The organism is Chelativorans alearensis (assembly GCF_010993735.1).
Lineage (GTDB): Bacteria > Pseudomonadota > Alphaproteobacteria > Rhizobiales > Rhizobiaceae > Chelativorans > Chelativorans alearense.
In genome coordinates, this window is sequence record NZ_WQNI01000002.1 from 33441 (window position 1) to 52504 (window position 19064).

Consider the following 19064-nt stretch of genomic DNA (forward strand, 5'->3'; position numbering starts at 1 on the left):
TTTGCGGCGGGGCTTCTGGGCATCTGGCCCGTAGGAAAGGATGTGGCTGCGGGATGGGGCGGTTTGCACGCGTGTCGCTGCCGGTTCTTGCCTATACGGCGATGACGGGGAGTGGCGCGGCGGCACAGCAGACGATCAATCTGCCGCTGAGCAGCATTTCGGTCGATACGCTCCAGGTCATCCAGCTTTCCATCTTTGCCGGCGTTATGGGGGCGGCACTTTTGTCGGCCATCTGGCTCATTCGCCAGCGCGCCCGCATCTCCACCGAAAATGCCGAGCTCAGGACGCGGGTCGGTGAGCTTTCCGGCGCCCTGTCGCGCTCCGAAGCCCTTCTCAATCTGAAGGATCAGCGGGTCGTCGTCTGGCCAGGTGACGGCGGTCGCCCTTCCATCGCCGGGGAGCTGCCGGCCGAAACCGGCGCCCCGCGCGAGCGCAGCACATTCCTTGCCTTCGGCCGCTGGCTGATGCCAAAATCCGCCTCCGCGCTCGACCGCGCGGTGGAGGCCTTGCGCGACAAGGGGGCCAGCTTCGACCTCGTGGCAGAGACGAGCGCCGGCGTCCTCATCGAGGTGCAGGGGCGCAAGTCCGCCCTTCATGCGGTCATTCGCTTTTCCTCGCTCTCCGCCGCCCAGGCCGAGCACGCCAGGCTAAAGCTCGCGCACGAGCGCTTGCATGCCGACCACGAAAACATTCTCGGTCTCGTCAACGCACTCGATATGCCTTTCTGGCTGCGTGACGAGGCGGGAAAATTGAAGTGGGTCAACGCCGCCTATGCGCGTTCGGTCGAGGCCAAGGGAGCGGACGCGGCGGTGCGCGACGGACACGAGTTCCTGCCGACATCTGCCCGCGCGGCTCTCGATCAGCACCACCTGCAAGAGGCGGTGTTCAGCGAGGAGCTCTCCACCGTGGTCGGTGGCGACCGGCGCCTGTTCATGGTCACGGACTTCGCCGGCCGCAACGGCAGCGCCGGCCTTGCCCTGGACACCAGCGAGCTTGACGCGCTGCGGCGCGAATATGCGAGCACCGTGCAGAGCCACGCAGACACGCTGGACCAGCTCAACACGGCGGTCGCCATCTTCGATGCCGAGCAGAAGCTGAAGTTCCACAACCAGGCCTTCCAGAAATTGTGGGGCCTCGATGTCGCCTTCCTGGCCGGCGGGCCGGAGAATGCGCTGCTGCTCGACCGCCTGCGCAGCGAAGGCAAGCTGGCGGAGCAGCCCGAATGGCGGCGCTGGAAGGAACAGCTTCTTTCCGCTTATCGGGCGGTGGAACCGCAGGAGTACTGGTGGCACCTGCCCGACGGCCGTACGATCCGCGTCATCGCCAATCCGCAGCCCAAGGGCGGCGTCACCTGGGTGTTCGAGAACCTGACGGAAAAGATCGACCTGGAAAGCCGCTACAACGCTGCCATCCAGGTGCAGAGCGAGACGCTGGACAATCTGGCCGAAGGGGTCGCGGTCTTCGGGCCGGACGGCCGTCTGCGCCTGTCGAATCCCGCCTTCCGCACCCTTTGGGGCATCCCTGAGGAGTTGATGGAGGGCGACACCCATATCTCGGCTCTCAAGGCGGTCTGCGATGCGGTGGCCAAGCCCAGCCCGTGGGATACTTTCGTCGCCGCGGTGACCGGCTTCGACGACGAGCGGCGTGATAGCAACGGCCGTATCGAGCTGACCACCGGCACCATTCTCCACTACGCCATCGTCCATCTGCCCAACGGTCAGGTGATGATGACCTTCGTCGACGTGACCGACAGCGTGAACGTCGAACGCGCTCTGAAGGAGAAGAACGAGGCGCTGGAAAAGGCCGACAAGCTGAAGAACGACTTCGTGCAGCACGTTTCCTACGAACTGCGTTCGCCGCTCACCAACATCATCGGCTTCACCGAGCTCCTGGCGCTGGAGACGACAGGCCCCCTCAGCCAGCGCCAGCGCGAATATGTCGACCATATCGGCTCGTCGTCCTCGCTGCTTCTCACCGTCGTCAACGACATCCTCGATCTCGCCACGGTCGACGCCGGCATCATGGAGCTGGAGATCGGCGAGGTGGAGATTCGCCCGACAGTGAAGGCGGCGGCGGACCTCGTGAGCGAGCGCCTGCGCGAGCACAATATCACTCTGGATATCGAGCTGGACGAAGCGCCCATCGCCTTCCACGCCGATGAGAACCGCGTCCGCCAGATTCTCTACAACCTGTTGAGCAACGCCGCGAACTACGCACCCGAGAAGGGCAATATCACACTGACCGCTCGCCAGAACGGCAAAGGCGTGGAATTCCGCGTCCACGACGACGGCCCAGGCATGTCGCCGGAGGTGTTCGCCGCCATCTTCAGGCGCTTCGAGCCGAGCGGCAAGGGCGGCCGGCGCCGCGGCGCCGGCCTGGGGCTCTCCATCGTCAAGAGCTTCGTAGAGCTACATGGCGGCGAGGTGGAGATCGATACCGGCAAGGGCCGCGGCACGGCTGTCACCTGCCGGTTCCCCCTGGCGCCCACGGGCGTGCGCGCCGCGGCGGAATAAACGGCCTTTATGACCGCGCTCAAGCCCCTCGCGCGCATTCTGCCGGATGAGCAGGCGACCAACCGGCTGGGCGAGGATCTGGCGATCGCTCTCAGGCCCGGCGATGTGGCGGCCCTTCACGGCGACCTCGGCATGGGCAAGACAACGCTTGCCCGCGCTATCATCCGCGCACTTGCCGACGATCCTGCCCTCGACGTGCCGAGCCCCACCTTCACCTTGGCGCAAAGCTACGCTCTGCGTATCCCTGCCCATCATTTCGACTTCTATCGCCTCTCCGCTGCGGAGGAGCTGGAAGAGCTGGGGCTGGCCGAAGCGGTTGCAGAAGGCATAGCGCTGGTGGAGTGGCCCGAGCGTGCGCCCGGTGCCTTCAAGACCTCCATCCGCATCACGCTGCGCGAACGCGGGGAAGGGCGCGAGGTCGAGATCGCCGCACCGGACGAAGCCCGCGCACGCATCGCCCGCTCCCTCGCCATCAGGGAGTTCCTCGACGCTTCGCGCTACGCCGACTCCCGGCGGGCCTTCCTTCTGGGCGACGCCTCCGTTCGCGCCTACGAGACGATCACCACCGCGCGCGGAGAGAGGCTCATCCTCATGGACGCGCCGGAGCGACACGACGAGCCGGTCGTCCGCGATGGTCTGCCCTACAGCCGCATCGCCCGTCTCGCGCAGTCGATAACGGCCTTCGTTGGCGTGGCGAGGGGCCTGCGCGCGGCCGGCTTCTTCACACCGCGCATCCATGCCCAGGACCTCGACCAGGGTCTGCTCCTGATCGAGCATCTGGGCGATGAGCATTTCGTTGCCACCGGCGGCGCCCCCATCCCCGAGCGCTATCTGGCCGCCGCTCGTCTGCTCGCAGCTCTGCACGAGCACGCATGGCCCGAGCGCTTCCCCGTCGCCGAGGGCGTCGACTACGCCCCACCACCCTACGACCGAGCAGCACTCGGCATCGAGACGGAACTCCTGCTCGACTGGTATCTGCCCCATGTGAAGGGCCGCGCGGCGAACCAGGCGGAGAGGCAGGCGTTCGGGCGTCTCTGGTCGGCGCTGTTCACCCGTCTCGAGACAAGCGAGCAGAGCCTGGTGCTGCGCGATTTCCACTCGCCCAACATCATCTGGCGCGAGGGGAAGAAGGGCTTGGCGCGTCTTGGTCTCGTCGACGTCCAGGATGCCGTTTTCGGCCCCGGTGCCTACGACGTCGCCTCGCTCGCGCTCGACGCGCGGGCGGACATTCCCGAGGCGCTGGAGCGCGCGGTGGTGGATGCCTACTGCGACGCCCGCCGTGCCCCTGGCTTCGACCGCGCCGCCTTCGAGGAGGCCTATGCCATCACCGCCGCCCAGCGCAACACCAAGCTGCTCGGCATCTTCGTGCGGCTCGCCCACCGCGACGGTAAGCCTGGCTATCTGCACCACCTGCCGCGCATTCGCACATATCTAAGAAGGGTGCTTGCCCATCCCGCGCTGGAAGAGCTGCGGGCTTTCTATGAGGAGCACGGTTTTCTGGAGGACGAGGCGGAATGAGCGCACGGGTCTTCATCTTCGGCGCCGGCTACTCGGCACAGGCCTTCGCACGGGAGATCACCGGCGAGGCGGAGTTCGTCGGCGGGACCACGCGCAGCGCGAAGAATGCGGCCATCCTCGCAGGAAAGGGCATCGATCCCTTTGTCTATACCGGCGAAGCTCTCGGCAACGGTATCCTTGAAGCTCTGCACACGACGACCCACCTCCTCGTCTCGATCGCGCCGGACGAAAACGGCGACCCGGTTCTCACCGGCCTGCGAGCGGCCGGCGCCGGCGCCATGCCGGCGCTCGAGTGGGTGGGTTATCTCTCCACCGTCGGCGTCTACGGCGACCATGGCGGGGCTTGGGTGGATGAGGAAAGCGAATGCCGGCCAACCTCGCGGCGCTCCAGGTGGCGTCTCGATGCGGAGAAGGCGTGGATGGCGTTTTCCCGGGAGGCGGGGATACCGGTCGCCATCCTGCGGCTTTCGGGCATCTACGGTCCCGGCCGCAACGCCTTCGTCAACCTCGCCGCCGGCACCGCCAGGCGCATCGTCAAGCCCGGCCAGGTCTTCAACCGCATCCACGTGGCCGACATCGCTGGCGCCATGCGCCACCTGATGCAGGCGCCCGCCGGGGGCGTCTACAACGTCACCGACGATGAGCCGGCGCCGCCACAAGACGTCGTCGCCTATGCAGCGCGACTGATGGGCGTCGAGCCGCCGCCGGAAATCGCCTTCGAGGATGCGGATATGAGCCCCATGGCCCGCTCCTTCTATGCCGAGTGCAAGCGCGCTTCGAACCGGAAACTGAAGGAATCCGGCTACCGCCTGCGCTACCCGGATTTCCGCAAGGCGCTGGAGGCGATGTGGGAGGCGGACGCCTGGAAGGGCGAATCTGCCGCAAATATGTTATGATTCGCGGCAAACCTGATTTCATCAGGAGGGGATTAATGCGGCGATCTCGTCTTATCCAGTTCGCCGGCGTTTGTCTGGCGCTGGCGATGACAGCAGCGGTTCCAGCCAAGGCCGAACCGCTTGCGAAGGAACTTTTCGGCGCCAAGACGCTGCCGGCGGTCGCCGCGCCGGCTGCTTACGGCTTCTACTCCAAGGGCTGCTTTGCCGGCGGCATTGCGATTGCCCCCGATGGCCCGCGCTGGCAGGCCATGCGCCTGTCCCGCAACCGGCGCTGGGGCCATCCCGACCTCATCCGCCTGATCGAGCGCCTATCGCGCGAGGCAGCGCAGGATGGCTGGCCGGGGCTCCTGGTGGGCGACATATCGCAGCCGCGCGGCGGCCCGATGCTTTCCGGCCACGCCTCGCACCAGATCGGCCTCGACGCCGATATCTGGTTCACACCCATGCCCAACAAGCGCATGAGCGTTGCCGAGCGCGAGCGCGTGAGCGCGGTCTCCATGCTCAAGGGCGATACGCTCTATGTCGACGACCGCAAGTGGACGCGGGCGCACGAGGCGGTGCTGAGGAGGGCGGCGAGTTATCCGGAGGTCGAGCGGATCCTTGTCCATCCGGGCATCAAGAAGAAGCTGTGCGACACGGTCCAAGGCGATCGTTCTTGGCTGCACAAGATCCGCCCCTTCTGGGGCCATCACTATCACTTCCACGTGCGCATCGGTTGCCCCAAGGGTTCGACGGGCTGCAAGCCGCAGGCCGCCACACCTAGGAGCGAGGGCTGTGACGACAGCCTCGCCTGGTGGTTCACCGAGGAGCCGTGGCGGCCCGCCGAAGGACCGCAGAAGCCGAAAGCACGTGACGTCATGACTATGGCCGCCCTGCCCAATGCCTGCCGTGCGGTGCTCGAAGCGCCGGCGCCGCCGTCCGAGGCGGTGGTGACGCTGGCCGGACCGGAGGGACTGCCGGCGCAAGTCACGCAGAGCGCTCCGGCCCTTGCCGGCGCCGCCAACCCGGCCTCGTTGCTCCTGTCGCTGCAGCCGGCCGACATCCCCCTGCCTTCGCCGCGGCCCTATCGCTAATCCCCCTAAATACCGGCGGGCGGCTTTTCATGGCCGCTCCGCTCGCTTATAGAGCTTCAACCGATTAGATTCCCGGCTTGGTGAGAGACTTGAACCGGCGACGCGTCGCGCTCATCGCGCACGACCAGAAGAAGGACGACATGGTGGCCTTCGCCCGCGATCACCGGGCGTACCTAGCCGCTTGCGAGTTGGTCGCCACGGGCACCACCGGTGGGCGTGTCTCCAAGGCGTGCCCCGATCTGAAGATCAGGTGTCTGAAGAGCGGGCCGCTGGGCGGCGACCAGCAGATAGGTGCAATGATCGCCGAGCGCGGTGTCGACCTGGTGATCTTCTTCGTCGACCCGCTGACGCCGATGCCGCACGATGTCGATGTCAAGGCGCTCATGCGGCTGGCGATCGTGTATGATATTCCCATGGCGCTCAATCGCGCCACCGCGGAAGCCATTTTGGAACAGGAAGGCGCGAGCACGCCCGCGCCAGGAAGATAGTCAGTAGGAACGATGCCTTATCCAAGCGATTCCGACAGGGTGCTCGACTTCCCAATTCTCATCGGCGATATCGGCGGAACCAACGCCCGCTTCGCCATCGTCGTCGATTCCTATGCCGAGCCGAAGGAATTCCCGGTCGTGCAGACGGCCGACTATGCGACATTGGACGAGGCGATCCAGAGCGCCATTCTCGACCAGACCCACCTCCTGCCGCGCTCGGCCGTGCTGGCCGTGGCGGGCCCGGTGGACGGCGACGAGATCGACCTCACCAATTGCGATTGGGTGGTACGGCCACGCCAGATGATGGAGACCATGGGCTTCGGCGATGTCGTCGTGCTCAACGATTTCGAGGCGCAAGCGCTCGCCGTCGTGGCGCTCGGCGAAGAACATCTGGAAAAGATCGGCGGCGGCGAGGCCGAGACCGTCGGCAGCCGTGTCGTGCTGGGGCCGGGCACAGGTCTCGGCGTGGCGGGGCTTGTGCACGGGCACCGCACTTGGATACCCGTGCCCGGCGAGGGTGGGCATGTCGATCTCGGCCCGCGCACGGCCCGCGATAACGAAATCTTCCCACATCTGGAGGCCATCGAGGGGCGCATTTCGGCGGAGCAGATCCTGTGCGGGCGCGGGCTGGTCAATCTCTACCGCGCGATCGCCGGCGCCGACAGCAAGGAGGCCCGGTTTTCAACCCCGGCCGAGATCACCAGCGCCGCGCTCGACCACAGCGACACCATGGCGGTCGAGGCGCTCGATCTTTTCGTCACCTATCTGGGCCGGCTCGCCGGCGACCTCGGGCTCATATTCATGAGCCGCGGCGGCGTTTTCCTGACCGGCGGCATCGCCCAGAAGATCGTGCCGGCGTTGAAGAATGGCAAGTTCCGCGCCGCCTTCGAGGACAAGGCGCCGCACAGCCAGCTCCTGGCCTCCATGCCGGTCTATGTCATCACCCATCCCATGGCCGCGCTCACCGGCCTTGCGGCCTACGCGCGCACACCGGCACGCTTCGGCGTTGAGACGGCGGGCCGTCGCTGGAGGGCGTGACGGCCTGTGCACACGGCTTCCGGCCGGTATTGATGATTGCATGCGCGCGGTCGATGGGGCATAGGCTGCCAGAACCCGAGTGAACCCGGCCCATGGCCGCCGCAGCGACAACGGATGCTCATTGTCCGGCAAGAAAAGCAAGACCGCGCCCGAACCCGGTGAAGTGATCGCCGTCATCCGTCGCGTGCTGGCGGAAAACGGTCGCGACTTCATCCCCCAATACAGTATTGCCGCGCTATGCATGCTGGCGATCGCCGCCACCACCGCCTTCAGCGCCTGGATCATGCGCGACATCATCGATGAAGTCTTCTACCAGCAGCGCTGGGGGCTCGTTTACTGGATCGCGCTGGCGATCATCGTTGCCTTCACGATCCGCGGCTTCGCCACCTATGGGCAGTCGGTGCTCCTGGCACAAGTGGGCAACAACATCGTCGCCCGCTATCAGCGCCGTATGTTCGAACACCTGATGCGGCTCGACATCGGCTTCTTCACCGCCACACGCTCCGGTCAGCTTGCCGCACAGATCAGCCAGAACATCACCGGCATCCGCGATCTCCTCAACCTGACCCTTGCGGCGTTCGCGCGCGATCTGGTCTCCCTCGCCGGCCTGGTGACCGTGATGGTGGTCATGGACCCGCTCTTGTCTCTCGTCGCCTTTGTCGTCGGGCCGCCGCTGGTCTACGCGGTCAACTACCTGATGCGGCGGCTAAGGCGTGTTACGCGGGAGGCCGTGGAGATCAACTCTCGGCTCCTGGGCGCCATGCAGGAATCGGTCCAGGGCATTGCCATCATCAAGGCCTTCACCATGGAGGATGTGCTGGCCGGCAAGCTGGCCGGGTTGATTCGGAACGCGGAAGCGCGCTCCAACAAGATCGCCCGCGTTTCCGAGCGGCTAGCACCCATCACTGAAATTCTGGCAGGCTTCGCCATCGCCGCCGTCCTCGCCTATGCGGGCTGGCGCGCGGCGGCGCATGCGGAGCCGCCCGGCTCCATCTTCGCCTTCATCACCGCATTGCTTCTGGCCTATGACCCAGCGCGCAAGCTGGCGCGCGTGCAAGTGAGCATCGAGCGGGCGTTGGTCAATGCGCGCATGATCTACGAGATTCTCGATCTCGAACCGCAGCAGGGAGACGCGCCCGGCGCCAAGCCGCTCAAGATCGCCGAAGGCAACGTCTCCTTCGACGGTGTACGGTTTTCCTACGCCGAGCACATGCCGGTGCTCCACGGCGTGACCTTCGAAGCGAAGGCCGGCAAGACGACAGCCATCGTCGGCCCCTCTGGTGCAGGCAAGTCGACGCTCTTTGCCCTACTGCAGCGTTTCCACGACCTCGACGGCGGAAAGATCGCCATCGACGGGCAAGACGTTTCGCTGGTCACGAAGCACTCGCTGCGCTCTGCCATCGCCTACGTTTCGCAGCACCCCTATCTCTTCGAGGGGACGATCCGCGACAACATCCGCTACGGCCGGCCCGACGCCACCGACGCCGAGATCGATGAAGCGGCAAAGCTCGCCAACGCGGAAGAATTCATCCTGCGGCAGCCCCAGGGCTACGACACGCTGGTGGGGGAGAGCGGCGCCACCCTTTCGGGCGGCCAGCGGCAGCGCCTGTCGATCGCCCGCGCCATCGTGCGAAATGCGCCTATCCTGCTCCTCGACGAGGCCACCTCTGCGCTCGATAATGAATCGGAGGCCAAGGTGCAGCAGGCGCTCGACCGGGTGATGAAGACGCGCACTACCCTAGTGATCGCGCACCGGCTCTCCACGGTCATCAACGCCGACCAGATCATTGTTTTGGAAGAGGGGAGGCTGGTCGAGCAGGGTACGCACCGCACCCTGGTCCGAAAGCCGCACGGCATTTATGCCCGCTTCTATCGAATGCAGACGGACAAGGCGGATGACCTTCTGGAAGCGGTGCCTGTTGACAGTGGCGGGGCGAAGAGGGCACCTCGAACGAAGGAGATGGAGGAGCGACGCTGATGGGTGACATGGGTCTGGTGGTGGTGGGCGCAGGCGGCCGCATGGGCCAGACGCTGATCCGCGCCGTCCACACGATGGAGGGCGCCTGCCTCGCCGGCGCAATAGAACGCCCCGGATCGCCGCATCTCGGCAAGGACGCGGGCGAGCTTGCCGGCATCGGCATCGTCAATGTCGAGATCAGTGACGATCCGCTGGCTGCCTTCGCCAAGGCCGACGGCGTGCTAGACTTCACGGCGCCGCGGGCGACGGTGGAGTTTGCCGGCTATGCGGCGCAAGCGCGCATCGCTCACATCATCGGCACCACCGGGCTTTCGGGCGAGGATGAAGCGGCGGTCGCGGCGGCGGCCCGCCACGCCACCATCGTCAAGTCGGGCAATATGAGCCTGGGCGTCAACCTGCTCTCGGTACTGGTGCGCCAGGCGGCAAAGGCGCTGGACGCCGCCGATTTCGACATCGAGATTCTGGAGATGCACCACCGCCACAAAGTGGACGCGCCATCGGGCACGGCGCTGCTTTTGGGAGCGGCGGCGGCCGAAGGCCGCGGTGTGGACCTCGCCGACAAGAGCGTGCGCGTGCGCGACGGCCACACGGGCGCGCGCGAGGCCGGCACGATCGGCTTCGCCACTTTGCGCGGCGGCTCGGTGGTGGGTGAGCATTCCGTCATCCTCGCCGGCACGGGCGAACGCATCGTCCTCTCCCATAACGCCGAGGACCGCACTATCTTCGCACGTGGCGCCGTGAAGGCGGCGCTGTGGGCGCGGGAGAAGAAACCGGGGCTCTATTCCATGCTTGACGTCCTCGGCCTCGCCTGATCCTTCACGCCTAGATCTTCATACATTGCAAGGGAGCTACCATGTCCGGAACCCTCGTCCTCGTCCGCCACGGCCAGAGCGAATGGAACCTGAAGAATCTGTTCACCGGCTGGCGCGATCCCGGCCTTTCCGAGAAAGGCCATGAGGAGGCGAAGGACGCCGGCCGCAGGATCAAGGCGCACGGGCTGAAGCCCGACATCGCCTTCACCTCGGTGCTGTCGCGTGCGCAGGTGACCAACGACCATATCCTCGCCGAGCTCGGCCAGGAGGGCCTTGAGACCATCTGCGATCAGGCGCTGAACGAGCGCGACTACGGCGACCTCTCCGGCCTCAACAAGGACGACGCGCGCAAGAAATGGGGCGAGGAGCAGGTGCATATCTGGCGCCGCTCCTATGACGTGCAGCCGCCCGGCGGCGAAAGCCTGCGGGACACCGGTGCCCGCGTGTGGCCCTATTACCTGCACGACATCCAGCCCCATGTGCTGCGCGGCGAGACAGTGCTGGTGAGTGCCCACGGCAACTCGCTGCGCGCGCTCGTCATGGCCCTGGACGGGCTGAGCGGCGAGGAGGTCGTCGCAATGGAGATCGCCACCGGCGTCCCCATCGTCTACCGCCTCAACGCCGATTCCACCGTCGCCTCCAAGGAAATCCTGGAGGATTGAGCGCAGGCGGCGGAGCCGCCGGAGAAAATCGCAGAATCCGCGTTGACACATAAAGCGCCGCCGCTTACATCGGCAGCGCACCTAGCCCAGGTGGCGGAATTGGTAGACGCGCACGGTTCAGGTCCGTGTGCCGCGAGGCGTGGAGGTTCGAGTCCTCTCCTGGGCACCACGCTTCACCCTTACGGGCTACGCGTGGCGCAGCCGCGCGTTGGCCGTTAGAGCGAAGCAGTGTCCGGCGTAGCTGGAGCGAAGCGGAGCGAAGACGGGCCGGACACGCACATGTGGTACGTCCACATCCTCCGCAGCCTACCTTTCCCAGAACAAGAATACACCGGCGCAACTGCAAATCTGAAGCAGCGCATTGCCAATCACAACACAGGCAGGTCCCAGCACACCGCCAAATATGCTCCTTGGCAGCTCATGTGGTATTGTGCCTTCTCCAACAAAATCACTGCACTCGAATTTGAAAATATCTCAAGTCGCATTCAGGCCGAGCATTCGCCAAAAAGAGGCTGATAAAAGAAAATATCTGACGGGTATTTATAGTAATCCGCCCCGACCAAATTCCTCCCTCCCCGTCCTCTCTCTGCCTCATTTGGTCCCTAAGCGCGGCTGAAGATTTAAAGGATTTGGGGGACTACCGAAGCCATGAGAGATTTTCTCGGCCGGCGCGCCGTGCCCGCCCTTGCAGCCACGGCCTGCATCGCCTTCCTTCCAGCCGCGGCCCATGCCCAGTGCGGTAGCGCATCCTGGTATGCGCTGACCTCCAAGACCGCCTCTGGCGAGCGCATGAACCCGGCCGCCATGACGGCCGCCCATCGCAGCCTGCCTTTCGGCACGAACGTCAAGGTGGTGAACCGGAAGAACGGTCGGGCCGTCACCGTGCGCATCAACGACAGAGGCCCGTTCGTGCGCGGGCGTATTCTCGACCTGTCGAAGGCCGCTGCCTCCAAGCTCGGCTTCCTCGGCGCCGGGCACACGCAGGTCTGCCTTGAGGCGGCGAAGTAAGGCTTACAAAAGCACCGGCGGGTCGAACCGACCTTTGACGGGAAGGTCGAGCACGAAGGTCTTGCCGGCGTCCGGATCGGCCTCGCGCGCCGCCTCATCCATTCCCTGGAAGGCCGAGGTGACCGCGAGGCGGTCGGCATTGGGGCCGATGAAGACCGGGCAGGTGGCCTGCCGCGCGGGCAGCGGGATCGATCGGATAAGCTCGCCGCGTGCCGTCCAGGCGTCGAGCCGCCCACCGCCCCAGCGCGCGTTCCACAACGAGCCTTCGGCGTCTATCACTGAGCCGTCGATGCCTCCCGGCATCTCGTTGCCTTCCACGGTCAGCACCGGGTCGTCCACGGGTAGGCCGGTCTCCGGATCGCAGGCAACGCGGTAGAGGCGGTTCTCACGGGTATCGGCGAAATAGCCGATGGCGCCGTCGGGGGAGAAGCAGATCGAGTTGGGGATGGTGATGTGCGAGAAAAGCCGCCGCACCTCACCCTTGAAAAACCAATAGATGGCGCCGGCCTGTTCCTGCGAGGTCTTGCCCATGGTGCCGAACCAGAGCGCGCCGGCGGGGTGCGGGCGGGCGTCGTTGGAACGCATGTCCGGGCGGTCCGCCTCCACCTCGGCCAGCATTTCCAGCGCGCCGGACGCCCTGTCGCGAAGCTGCAGGCCCGTCTCCGTCACCAGGAGCTGGCGTGTCTCGTCCACGCGTGCCAGCGCGCTCGCCATCACCGGCAAGTCGTGCACCTGCGCTTTCCCGCCCGACAGCGGCAGTTCGAGAAGCTTGCGTTCGAGGATATCGAACCAGAAGAGCGTATCGGTATGGGCGTCATAGGCCGGCCCCTCTCCCAGACGACAGGCAGTATCCGAAAGAACCGAAACCGCGACATCGCTCATAGCACTCCTCCATCGACGATAAGTGTCTGCGCGGTGACGGCGCGCGAAAGTCCGGAGGAGAGGAAGAGGCATGGCCCCACCATGTCCTCCGGCTGCAGTGTATCCTTGAGGCATTGCCGCGCGATGTGGTGCTGAAGCCCTTCCTCCGTCACCCACAGCCTCTTCTGCCGTTCCGTGATCACCCAGCCGGGCGCAATCGCGTTGACGCGGATGCCGTGGGGACCAAGCGCGCCGGCAAGCCCCTTGGTCAGGCCCACAATGCCGCCCTTGGCGGCCGAGTAGGCCGGCATCTCACCCTGGTTGATCATATAGGAGATGGAGGTGAAGTTGACGATGGCGCCGCCGCCGGCCGCCTTCATGCCCGGCACCACCGCCTGCACGGCGAAGAACTGCGGGCGCAGGTTGATCGCCTGGTTATTGTCCCAGTAGTCGGGCGTGACGTCCTCAACGCTGTGGCGGTCGTCCCACGCGGCATTGTTGACGAGAACCGAGACCGGCCCATGCGCCTTGGCCGCCTCGGAAACCGCCTTGCGCAGCGCCTCGATGTCGCGCAGGTCGGCATGGAGGAAAAGCGGTCTGCGACCGAGGTCCCCCTCCAGCCGGTCGCAAAGCGCCTGGCTTTCCTCATCGGCGATGTCGATGAAGGCCACCCGCGCACCCTGGCGCAGGAAACCTTCCGTGAGCGCGGCACCGATGCCCGAACCGCCGCCGGTGATCAGCACCGACGCCTCTTCGAGATCGGGAAATCGTTCTGTCGGCATCATGGATGAAGCGGCCCCTTCCGTTGGCGCAAACTTAGACCCGTTCATCGTTTTACGGAATCGATGAACTAGTCTAATTCTTTCGCAATTCCGGACGGAAAAACGGTTTCCACTTTGCCTGGAATTGCTCTAGCCGCACACTACGTCCCGGCTAACGGCAACGGCCAATCCCGGCTCGATTGGCTTCCGCCTCAGGATGCGGAATCCTGCGGGCCAGTGCCGGCCTCGCTGCCTTCCTTCGCGTCTGCGGTCGCCTCGCCGCCCTTCGGCCCTCCCTTGGCAACACCGACCATGGCCGGCCGCAGCACGCGCTCGCCGATCACATAGCCTGTCTGCACCACCTGGACGACCGTGTTGGCCGGCACCTCCGCATTCTGCACCTCGAACATGGCCTGGTGGAAATGCGGGTCGAATTTCTCGCCGTTGGGCTCGATGCGCTTGACCCCGTGGCGCTCCAGCGCCGAGAGCATGGCGCGCTCGGTCATCTCGACGCCTTCGACCAGCGCCTTGAGGCCAGGCTCGGCTGCCTCGCGCGCCTCCGCCGGTACGGCTTCTAGCGCGCGTTGAAGATTGTCCGAGACGTTGAGCATGTCACGCGCGAAGTTGGCGATGCCGAAGCTGCGAGCCTCGGCCACGTCGCGCTGGGTGCGCTTGCGCAGATTGTCCATCTCGGCGGCGAGCCGCAGCGCACGTTCCTTCAATTCCTCGTTCTCCTCGGCCAGGCGCACCAGCACATCCGCCTCGGACACTCCTGCATCGTTGCTCTCGCCTCCGGCGGGCGCCTCATGGGCTGTTTCGGCTGCGCTCGCCTGGTCCCTGGGCTCTGCGTTTTCCGGTGCGTTGTCGTCCTTTGGATGCGTATTCATTGCCTGTCCGTCTTTTTCTCGGAAATCGGGCCGGATATCGAGGTTTGGAGCCGCAAAATCAAGGGGGGAACGGTTCCGTTCAGCCGGGAAGGCCGGCACCGCCGACGGGAAGCGTGCGGACATGCGAATCGAAACCGGCGATCAGCGGACGTGCCTTGCCGATCGCTTCCTGCACTTCGGGCAGTGAGAGCGATGCCTTGTGGCTTTCTTCGTCATCCCACACTTCCGTGATCCAGATCGCATCTTCGTCCGTCTCGTCCCTGGCGACCACATAGCTGAGACAACCGGGCATTTCCGCCGTTGAGGCCAGGAGGATATCGATGAGCGCGTCCCGCTTTTCCGGCTGCGCGCGCATCTTGCCGATCAGACCGAACATTGTCCCTCCCGTGTCATCTCTACCGCAGCATCCGTCCGACGAGCTGCGCCGTATAGTCCACCATCGGCACGATGCGCGCGTAGTTGAGCCGGGTCGGCCCGATGATGCCGAGAGCCCCGATAATGCGCGAGTCCTGGTCGTGATAGGGGGCCACCACCAGCGAGGAGCCGGAGAGCGAGAAGAGCTTGTTCTCCGAGCCGATGAAGATGCGAACGCCGGGCCCTTCCTCGGCCAGCTCCAGAAGCTGGATCAGCCCTTCCTTGGTCTCCAGGTCCTGGAAGAGGTGGCGCAGAAGCTCGATGTCGGCCTGTGCCGTCACGTTCTCCAATAGGTTCGCCCGGCCGCGCACGATCAGCCTGGCCGGAACGTCGCTGTCCTGCCCTGCCCACACCGCAAGCCCCTGTTCGACCAGCGATTGGGATAGCGTGTCGAGCGCGGCGCGTGTCTCCTCCTTCAACCGCTCCATCTCGGCCCGCGCCTCGGCCAGCGTGCGGCCGCGGATGTGGGCGTTCAGGAAATTAGAGGCTTCGGTGAGCTGCGAGGCGGTCACGCCCGGCGGCAGGTCGATGACGCGGTTTTCCACGTCGCCGTTCTGCGAGACGAGCACGGCGAGCGCCTTTCGCGGCTCGAGCTGGATGAACTCGATATGCTTCAGCGGCGTCTCGGCCTTGGCGGCGAGCACGAGGCCGGCACCGCGCGACAGGCCCGAGAGCATCTGGCTTGCCTCGGTCAGCATATGCTCCAGCGACTGGCTCTTGCCCGCTGTCGTCACCTGCGCCTCGATGACCTGGCGTTCCTCTTCCGAAAGGTCGCCGATCTCCATGAAGGCGTCGACGAAGAAGCGCAGGCCCTGCTGGGTGGGCAGCCGCCCGGCGGAGACGTGCGGTGCGTAGATGAGGCCCAGATGCTCCAGGTCGCTCATCACGTTGCGCACGGTGGCCGGTGAGAGCTGTGTCGGCAGGAGGCGCGAAAGATTGCGCGAACCCAGGGGATCGCCCTCGCGCAGATAGGATTCGACGATAAGGCGGAAGATGTCGCGCGAGCGAGCATCGAGCGTCTGCAGTGTTTGGTCCGCGACAGGCTTGGTCATGCGTCGTCTGCCTCCTTGCCGGAATATAAGGGGACGAGAGGGGAACACAACTCCTCTTGACGAGGCATCGGCACGGTTTTCCTTTGCGTCCGCCGGCCTCAAAAGCTACAAGCCGCGCACGATCTGAACCCACCCAACAGCCAGAGGCGCGACACCATGCGACCATCGAAACGGCAATCGGACGAAATGCGCGCCATCAGCTTCGAGCGCGGCATCTCCAAGCACGCCGAAGGCTCGTGCCTCGTCAAGTTTGGCGACACGCAAGTTCTGTGCACGGCAAGCCTGGAGGAGAAGGTGCCGTCCTGGCTGCGCAACTCCGGCAAGGGCTGGGTGACGGCCGAATACGGCATGCTGCCACGCTCGACGGGTGACCGCATGCGTCGCGAGGCGTCCTCCGGCAAGCAGGGCGGACGCACCCTGGAGATCCAGCGCCTCATCGGCCGCAGCCTGCGCTCGGTGGTCGACCTGAAGGCACTGGGCGAGATGCAGATCACGGTGGACTGCGACGTGCTGCAGGCCGATGGCGGCACGCGCACGGCGGCGATCACCGGCGGCTTCGTGGCGCTGCACGACTGCCTGTCCTGGATGCAGGCGCGGCACATGATCTCCGTCGAGCGGGTGCTGAAGGACCACGTGGCCGCCATCTCCTGCGGCATCTACGAAGACACGCCGGTGCTCGACCTCGACTACGCCGAAGATTCGGCGGCGGCGACGGATGCCAATTTCGTCATGACTGGCAAGGGCGGCATCGTTGAGATCCAGGGCACGGCGGAGGGCGAGCCCTTTTCCGAAGAGCAGTTCCAGGCGCTGCTGGCGCTCGCCAAGACGGGTATCTCGCGGCTGGTGGAACTGCAGAAGATGGCGGTTTCCTGAGGGCATTTGGCATGCAACCGGCGGCCATACTCGAAGCGGCGCTCTATGTGAGCGATCTCAGGGAGGCCGAGCGCTTCTACGGCGAAGTGCTGGGCCTGGAGCGCATCGCCAAGGCGGAAGGCCGCCACGTCTTCTTCCGTTGCGGCAACGCCGTGGTGCTTCTGTTCAATCCCGACGCGACCGAGGTGCCGCCGGCGCCTGGCGCACGGCTGCCCGTGCCGCCGCACGGCGCGCGCGGCGAAGGGCATCTCTGCTTCGCCGCCGGCGCCGAGGAGATCGAGGCGTGGAGGGAGCGCCTCGAGGCGGCGGGCATCGCCGTCGAGGCGGATTTCGAGTGGCCGAACGGAGGACGGTCGATCTATTTTCGTGATCCGTTCGGCAATTCGCTCGAATTCGCCGAACCGCGCATCTGGGGGCTTTCTTGAGAGACATCGAAGACAGGCAGTTCGTCCTCGCCAGCCACAACAAGGGAAAGCTGAACGAGTTCGCCGGCCTCCTGGAGCCGTTCGGCTACCATGTGCGCTCGGCTGCCGAGCTCGGCCTGCCGGAACCCGAGGAGACAGGCACGGCCTTCGAGGAGAACGCCTATATCAAGGCCCATGCGGCCGCCAGGGCCACCGGCCTACCCGCCCTTTCCGACGATTCGGGCATGTGCGCCGACGCACTCGGCGGGGCGCCCGGCGTCTACACCGCCGACTGGGCAACCCTGCCGGACGGCGGCCGCGACTTCCGCGTCGCCATGGACAAGGTGGAGAAGCTCCTGCGCGAGAAGGGCGCCATGACGCCCCAGGAGCGCCGCGCGCGCTTCGTCGCCGTGCTGTGCCTGTGTTTCCCCGACGGCGAAGCGGAATACTATCGCGGCGAGGTGGAAGGCCATCTGGTGTGGCCGCCGCGTGGTGACCTTGGCTTCGGCTACGACCCCGTTTTCCAGCCGGACGGCTTCGCCACCACCTTCGGCGAGATGACGGCGCAGGAGAAGCACGGCTGGAAGCCCGGCAAAGCGCACGCGCTGTCGCACCGGGCGCGCGCCTTCCAGAAGTTCGCGCAAGCGCGTCTAGGTGTCTCATGAACGAAGGTCCGAGCTTCGGGGTCTATGTGCATTGGCCCTTCTGCGCGGCCAAGTGCCCCTATTGCGACTTCAACAGCCATGTGCGGCACCGGCCGGTGGACCAGGAGCGCTTCGCCGCCGCGTTTGCGCGCGAGCTTGCGACGATGCGCCAGCGCACCGGCCCCCGCACGGTCTCCAGCATCTTCCTGGGCGGCGGCACCCCCTCGCTGATGGAGCCGAAGACGGTGGGCGCCATCCTCGACAGGATCGCGGCGGAATGGACCGTGCCGCCCGATGTCGAGATCACGCTTGAGGCCAACCCCTCCTCCGTGGAAGCGGAGCGCTTCCGCGGCTACCGCGCGGCGGGCGTCAACCGCGTCTCCCTCGGCGTGCAGGCGCTGAACGACAAGGACCTGCGCTTCCTCGGACGCCTGCACACGGTGGATGACGCGCTCCGGGCCATCCGGCTCGCGCGCGAGACATTCCCGCGCCTTTCCTTCGACCTGATCTACGCCCGGCCGGGGCAGACGGTGGAAGCGTGGACGGCGGAGCTCGAACAGGCCATCGGCCACGCTGCCGACCACCTGTCGCTCTACCAGCTCACCATCGAGGAAGGCACGCCGTTCTTCGCCCTGCACAAGGCAGGCAAGCTTCCCGTGCCCGATGCGGATCTGGCAGCCGACCTATACGAGGCGACGCAGGAGGTGACGGTGGCGCGGGGCCTGCCGGCCTATGAGATATCCAACCACGCCAAGCCGGGCGCTGAAAGCCGTCACAACCTCATCTACTGGCGCTACGGCGAATATGTCGGCGCGGGGCCGGGCGCCCACGGACGCTTCATCGAGGAGGGGCGGCGTGTCGTCACCTTCACAGAGAAGGTGCCGGAGACCTGGCTTGATCTCGTGGAGGCGAAGGGGACGGGTGTCTGCGGCGGCGAAATGCTGACGCGTGAGGAAGAAGCGGACGAGTTCCTGCTGATGGGGCTGCGGCTCGCGGAGGGCATCGATCTTCTGCGCTACGAACAGCTTTCAGGCCATGCATTGGCGCCGGAGAGGGTGACGATCCTGCGCGAGGAAGGCTTGGTGACGCCTCTCGGCAATTCCCGCCTGCGCGCCACGCCGGCCGGCATGGTGGTGCTCGACGCGCTGGTGGCCGATCTGGCCCGTTAAGGGCGCACGGCGC

19 protein-coding genes, 1 tRNA gene and 1 pseudogene are annotated in these 19064 nt (G+C 65.7%); 16 read left to right on the top strand and 5 right to left on the bottom strand.

The genetic code is table 11. The features are described from left to right. Positions 1-53: 53 nt before the first annotated feature. From GPJ75_RS02930 to GPJ75_RS02985, 12 genes and pseudogenes are all read left to right on the top strand, one after another. Positions 54-2513: a sensor histidine kinase gene (locus GPJ75_RS02930; protein ID WP_246248889.1), complete on the top strand. Its 2460-nt coding sequence runs from the start codon at positions 54-56 to the stop codon at positions 2511-2513. A 9-nt stretch (positions 2514-2522) separates the two neighbouring features. Further along, positions 2523-4031, top strand: coding sequence for a tRNA (adenosine(37)-N6)-threonylcarbamoyltransferase complex ATPase subunit type 1 TsaE (tsaE, locus tag GPJ75_RS02935; protein WP_163264991.1), 1509 nt, complete (start codon positions 2523-2525; stop codon positions 4029-4031). After that, entirely contained in the window at positions 4028-4927 is a 900-nt protein-coding gene (locus GPJ75_RS02940; RefSeq protein ID WP_163264994.1) for an SDR family oxidoreductase, read from the top strand. Before tsaE ends, GPJ75_RS02940 begins: the two co-directional genes overlap by 4 nt. 35 nt (positions 4928-4962) lie before the next feature. Then, entirely contained in the window at positions 4963-6000 is a 1038-nt protein-coding gene (mepA, locus tag GPJ75_RS02945) for a penicillin-insensitive murein endopeptidase (protein ID WP_163264996.1), read from the top strand. A gap of 89 nt (positions 6001-6089) precedes the next feature. Next, a complete protein-coding gene (locus GPJ75_RS02950; protein WP_163264998.1) occupies positions 6090-6488 on the top strand; it encodes a methylglyoxal synthase in 399 nt (132 codons plus the stop codon). Between the two features lie 12 nt (positions 6489-6500). Next, on the top strand, positions 6501-7526 hold the full coding sequence (locus GPJ75_RS02955) for a glucokinase (protein ID WP_163265000.1): 1026 nt from the start codon (positions 6501-6503) through the stop codon (positions 7524-7526). Between the two features lie 121 nt (positions 7527-7647). Then, entirely contained in the window at positions 7648-9504 is a 1857-nt protein-coding gene (locus GPJ75_RS02960; protein WP_246248890.1) for an ABC transporter ATP-binding protein, read from the top strand. Next, complete coding sequence (dapB, locus tag GPJ75_RS02965) at positions 9504-10316, top strand: 4-hydroxy-tetrahydrodipicolinate reductase (RefSeq protein ID WP_163265002.1); 813 nt, start codon at positions 9504-9506, stop codon at positions 10314-10316. Before GPJ75_RS02960 ends, dapB begins: the two co-directional genes overlap by 1 nt. 41 nt (positions 10317-10357) lie before the next feature. Continuing rightward, positions 10358-10978, top strand: a complete 621-nt coding sequence (locus tag GPJ75_RS02970; protein WP_163265004.1) for a 2,3-bisphosphoglycerate-dependent phosphoglycerate mutase — start codon at positions 10358-10360, stop codon at positions 10976-10978. A gap of 84 nt (positions 10979-11062) precedes the next feature. After that, a tRNA-Leu gene (locus GPJ75_RS02975) sits at positions 11063-11147 on the top strand. A 110-nt stretch (positions 11148-11257) separates the two neighbouring features. Continuing rightward, positions 11258-11511: pseudogene (locus GPJ75_RS02980) on the top strand (GIY-YIG nuclease family protein). A gap of 115 nt (positions 11512-11626) precedes the next feature. Next, positions 11627-11986: a septal ring lytic transglycosylase RlpA family protein gene (locus tag GPJ75_RS02985; RefSeq protein ID WP_163265006.1), complete on the top strand. Its 360-nt coding sequence runs from the start codon at positions 11627-11629 to the stop codon at positions 11984-11986. A gap of 3 nt (positions 11987-11989) precedes the next feature. On the opposite strand, the gene GPJ75_RS02990 is transcribed toward GPJ75_RS02985, so the two are convergent. The 5 genes from GPJ75_RS02990 to hrcA form a co-directional block, all read right to left on the bottom strand. Then, on the bottom strand, positions 11990-12868 hold the full coding sequence (locus GPJ75_RS02990) for an SMP-30/gluconolactonase/LRE family protein (protein WP_163265008.1): 879 nt from the start codon (positions 12866-12868) through the stop codon (positions 11990-11992). Beyond that, on the bottom strand, positions 12865-13632 hold the full coding sequence (locus GPJ75_RS02995; RefSeq protein WP_163265010.1) for an SDR family NAD(P)-dependent oxidoreductase: 768 nt from the start codon (positions 13630-13632) through the stop codon (positions 12865-12867). Before GPJ75_RS02995 ends, GPJ75_RS02990 begins: the two co-directional genes overlap by 4 nt. A gap of 188 nt (positions 13633-13820) precedes the next feature. Next, positions 13821-14495, bottom strand: coding sequence for a nucleotide exchange factor GrpE (grpE, locus tag GPJ75_RS03000; RefSeq protein WP_163265012.1), 675 nt, complete (start codon positions 14493-14495; stop codon positions 13821-13823). Positions 14496-14574: 79 nt separating this feature from the next. Next, positions 14575-14871: a putative quinol monooxygenase gene (locus tag GPJ75_RS03005; protein WP_159593837.1), complete on the bottom strand. Its 297-nt coding sequence runs from the start codon at positions 14869-14871 to the stop codon at positions 14575-14577. Between the two features lie 19 nt (positions 14872-14890). Next, complete coding sequence (gene hrcA, locus GPJ75_RS03010; protein ID WP_163265014.1) at positions 14891-15961, bottom strand: heat-inducible transcriptional repressor HrcA; 1071 nt, start codon at positions 15959-15961, stop codon at positions 14891-14893. A 156-nt stretch (positions 15962-16117) separates the two neighbouring features. Between hrcA and rph the strand changes: the two genes are divergently transcribed. From rph to hemW, 4 genes are read left to right on the top strand one after another with little or no spacing between them, the layout of a single operon-like run. Beyond that, the gene (gene rph / locus GPJ75_RS03015) at positions 16118-16834 is read left to right on the top strand and encodes a ribonuclease PH (RefSeq protein ID WP_163265016.1); all 717 of its coding nucleotides are present in this window, start codon (positions 16118-16120) and stop codon (positions 16832-16834) included. A gap of 11 nt (positions 16835-16845) precedes the next feature. Beyond that, on the top strand, positions 16846-17259 hold the full coding sequence (locus GPJ75_RS03020; protein ID WP_163265018.1) for a VOC family protein: 414 nt from the start codon (positions 16846-16848) through the stop codon (positions 17257-17259). Continuing rightward, positions 17256-17903 (top strand): RdgB/HAM1 family non-canonical purine NTP pyrophosphatase, encoded by a 648-nt coding sequence (gene rdgB / locus GPJ75_RS03025; RefSeq protein ID WP_163265020.1) that lies wholly within the window; start codon positions 17256-17258, stop codon positions 17901-17903. The genes GPJ75_RS03020 and rdgB overlap by 4 nt, the downstream gene beginning before the upstream one ends. Then, positions 17900-19051, top strand: a complete 1152-nt coding sequence (gene hemW / locus GPJ75_RS03030) for a radical SAM family heme chaperone HemW (RefSeq protein ID WP_163265022.1) — start codon at positions 17900-17902, stop codon at positions 19049-19051. Before rdgB ends, hemW begins: the two co-directional genes overlap by 4 nt. Positions 19052-19064 lie beyond the last annotated feature (13 nt).

Excerpts from the sequence above, each read along its gene's own strand:
- GPJ75_RS02930 (WP_246248889.1), top strand. The coding sequence starts at position 54 with ATGGGGCGGTTTGCACGCGTGTCGCTGCCGGTTCTTGCCTATACGGCG.
- tsaE (WP_163264991.1), top strand. The coding sequence starts at position 2,523 with ATGACCGCGCTCAAGCCCCTCGCGCGCATTCTGCCGGATGAGCAGGCG.
- GPJ75_RS02940 (WP_163264994.1), top strand. The coding sequence starts at position 4,028 with ATGAGCGCACGGGTCTTCATCTTCGGCGCCGGCTACTCGGCACAGGCC.
- mepA (WP_163264996.1), top strand. The coding sequence starts at position 4,963 with ATGCGGCGATCTCGTCTTATCCAGTTCGCCGGCGTTTGTCTGGCGCTG.
- GPJ75_RS02955 (WP_163265000.1), top strand. The coding sequence starts at position 6,501 with ATGCCTTATCCAAGCGATTCCGACAGGGTGCTCGACTTCCCAATTCTC.
- dapB (WP_163265002.1), top strand. The coding sequence starts at position 9,504 with ATGGGTGACATGGGTCTGGTGGTGGTGGGCGCAGGCGGCCGCATGGGC.
- GPJ75_RS02970 (WP_163265004.1), top strand. The coding sequence starts at position 10,358 with ATGTCCGGAACCCTCGTCCTCGTCCGCCACGGCCAGAGCGAATGGAAC.
- GPJ75_RS02985 (WP_163265006.1), top strand. The coding sequence starts at position 11,627 with ATGAGAGATTTTCTCGGCCGGCGCGCCGTGCCCGCCCTTGCAGCCACG.
- GPJ75_RS02990 (WP_163265008.1), bottom strand. The coding sequence starts at position 12,868 with ATGAGCGATGTCGCGGTTTCGGTTCTTTCGGATACTGCCTGTCGTCTG.
- GPJ75_RS02995 (WP_163265010.1), bottom strand. The coding sequence starts at position 13,632 with ATGATGCCGACAGAACGATTTCCCGATCTCGAAGAGGCGTCGGTGCTG.
- grpE (WP_163265012.1), bottom strand. The coding sequence starts at position 14,495 with ATGAATACGCATCCAAAGGACGACAACGCACCGGAAAACGCAGAGCCC.
- GPJ75_RS03005 (WP_159593837.1), bottom strand. The coding sequence starts at position 14,871 with ATGTTCGGTCTGATCGGCAAGATGCGCGCGCAGCCGGAAAAGCGGGAC.
- hrcA (WP_163265014.1), bottom strand. The coding sequence starts at position 15,961 with ATGACCAAGCCTGTCGCGGACCAAACACTGCAGACGCTCGATGCTCGC.
- rph (WP_163265016.1), top strand. The coding sequence starts at position 16,118 with ATGCGACCATCGAAACGGCAATCGGACGAAATGCGCGCCATCAGCTTC.
- GPJ75_RS03020 (WP_163265018.1), top strand. The coding sequence starts at position 16,846 with ATGCAACCGGCGGCCATACTCGAAGCGGCGCTCTATGTGAGCGATCTC.
- hemW (WP_163265022.1), top strand. The coding sequence starts at position 17,900 with ATGAACGAAGGTCCGAGCTTCGGGGTCTATGTGCATTGGCCCTTCTGC.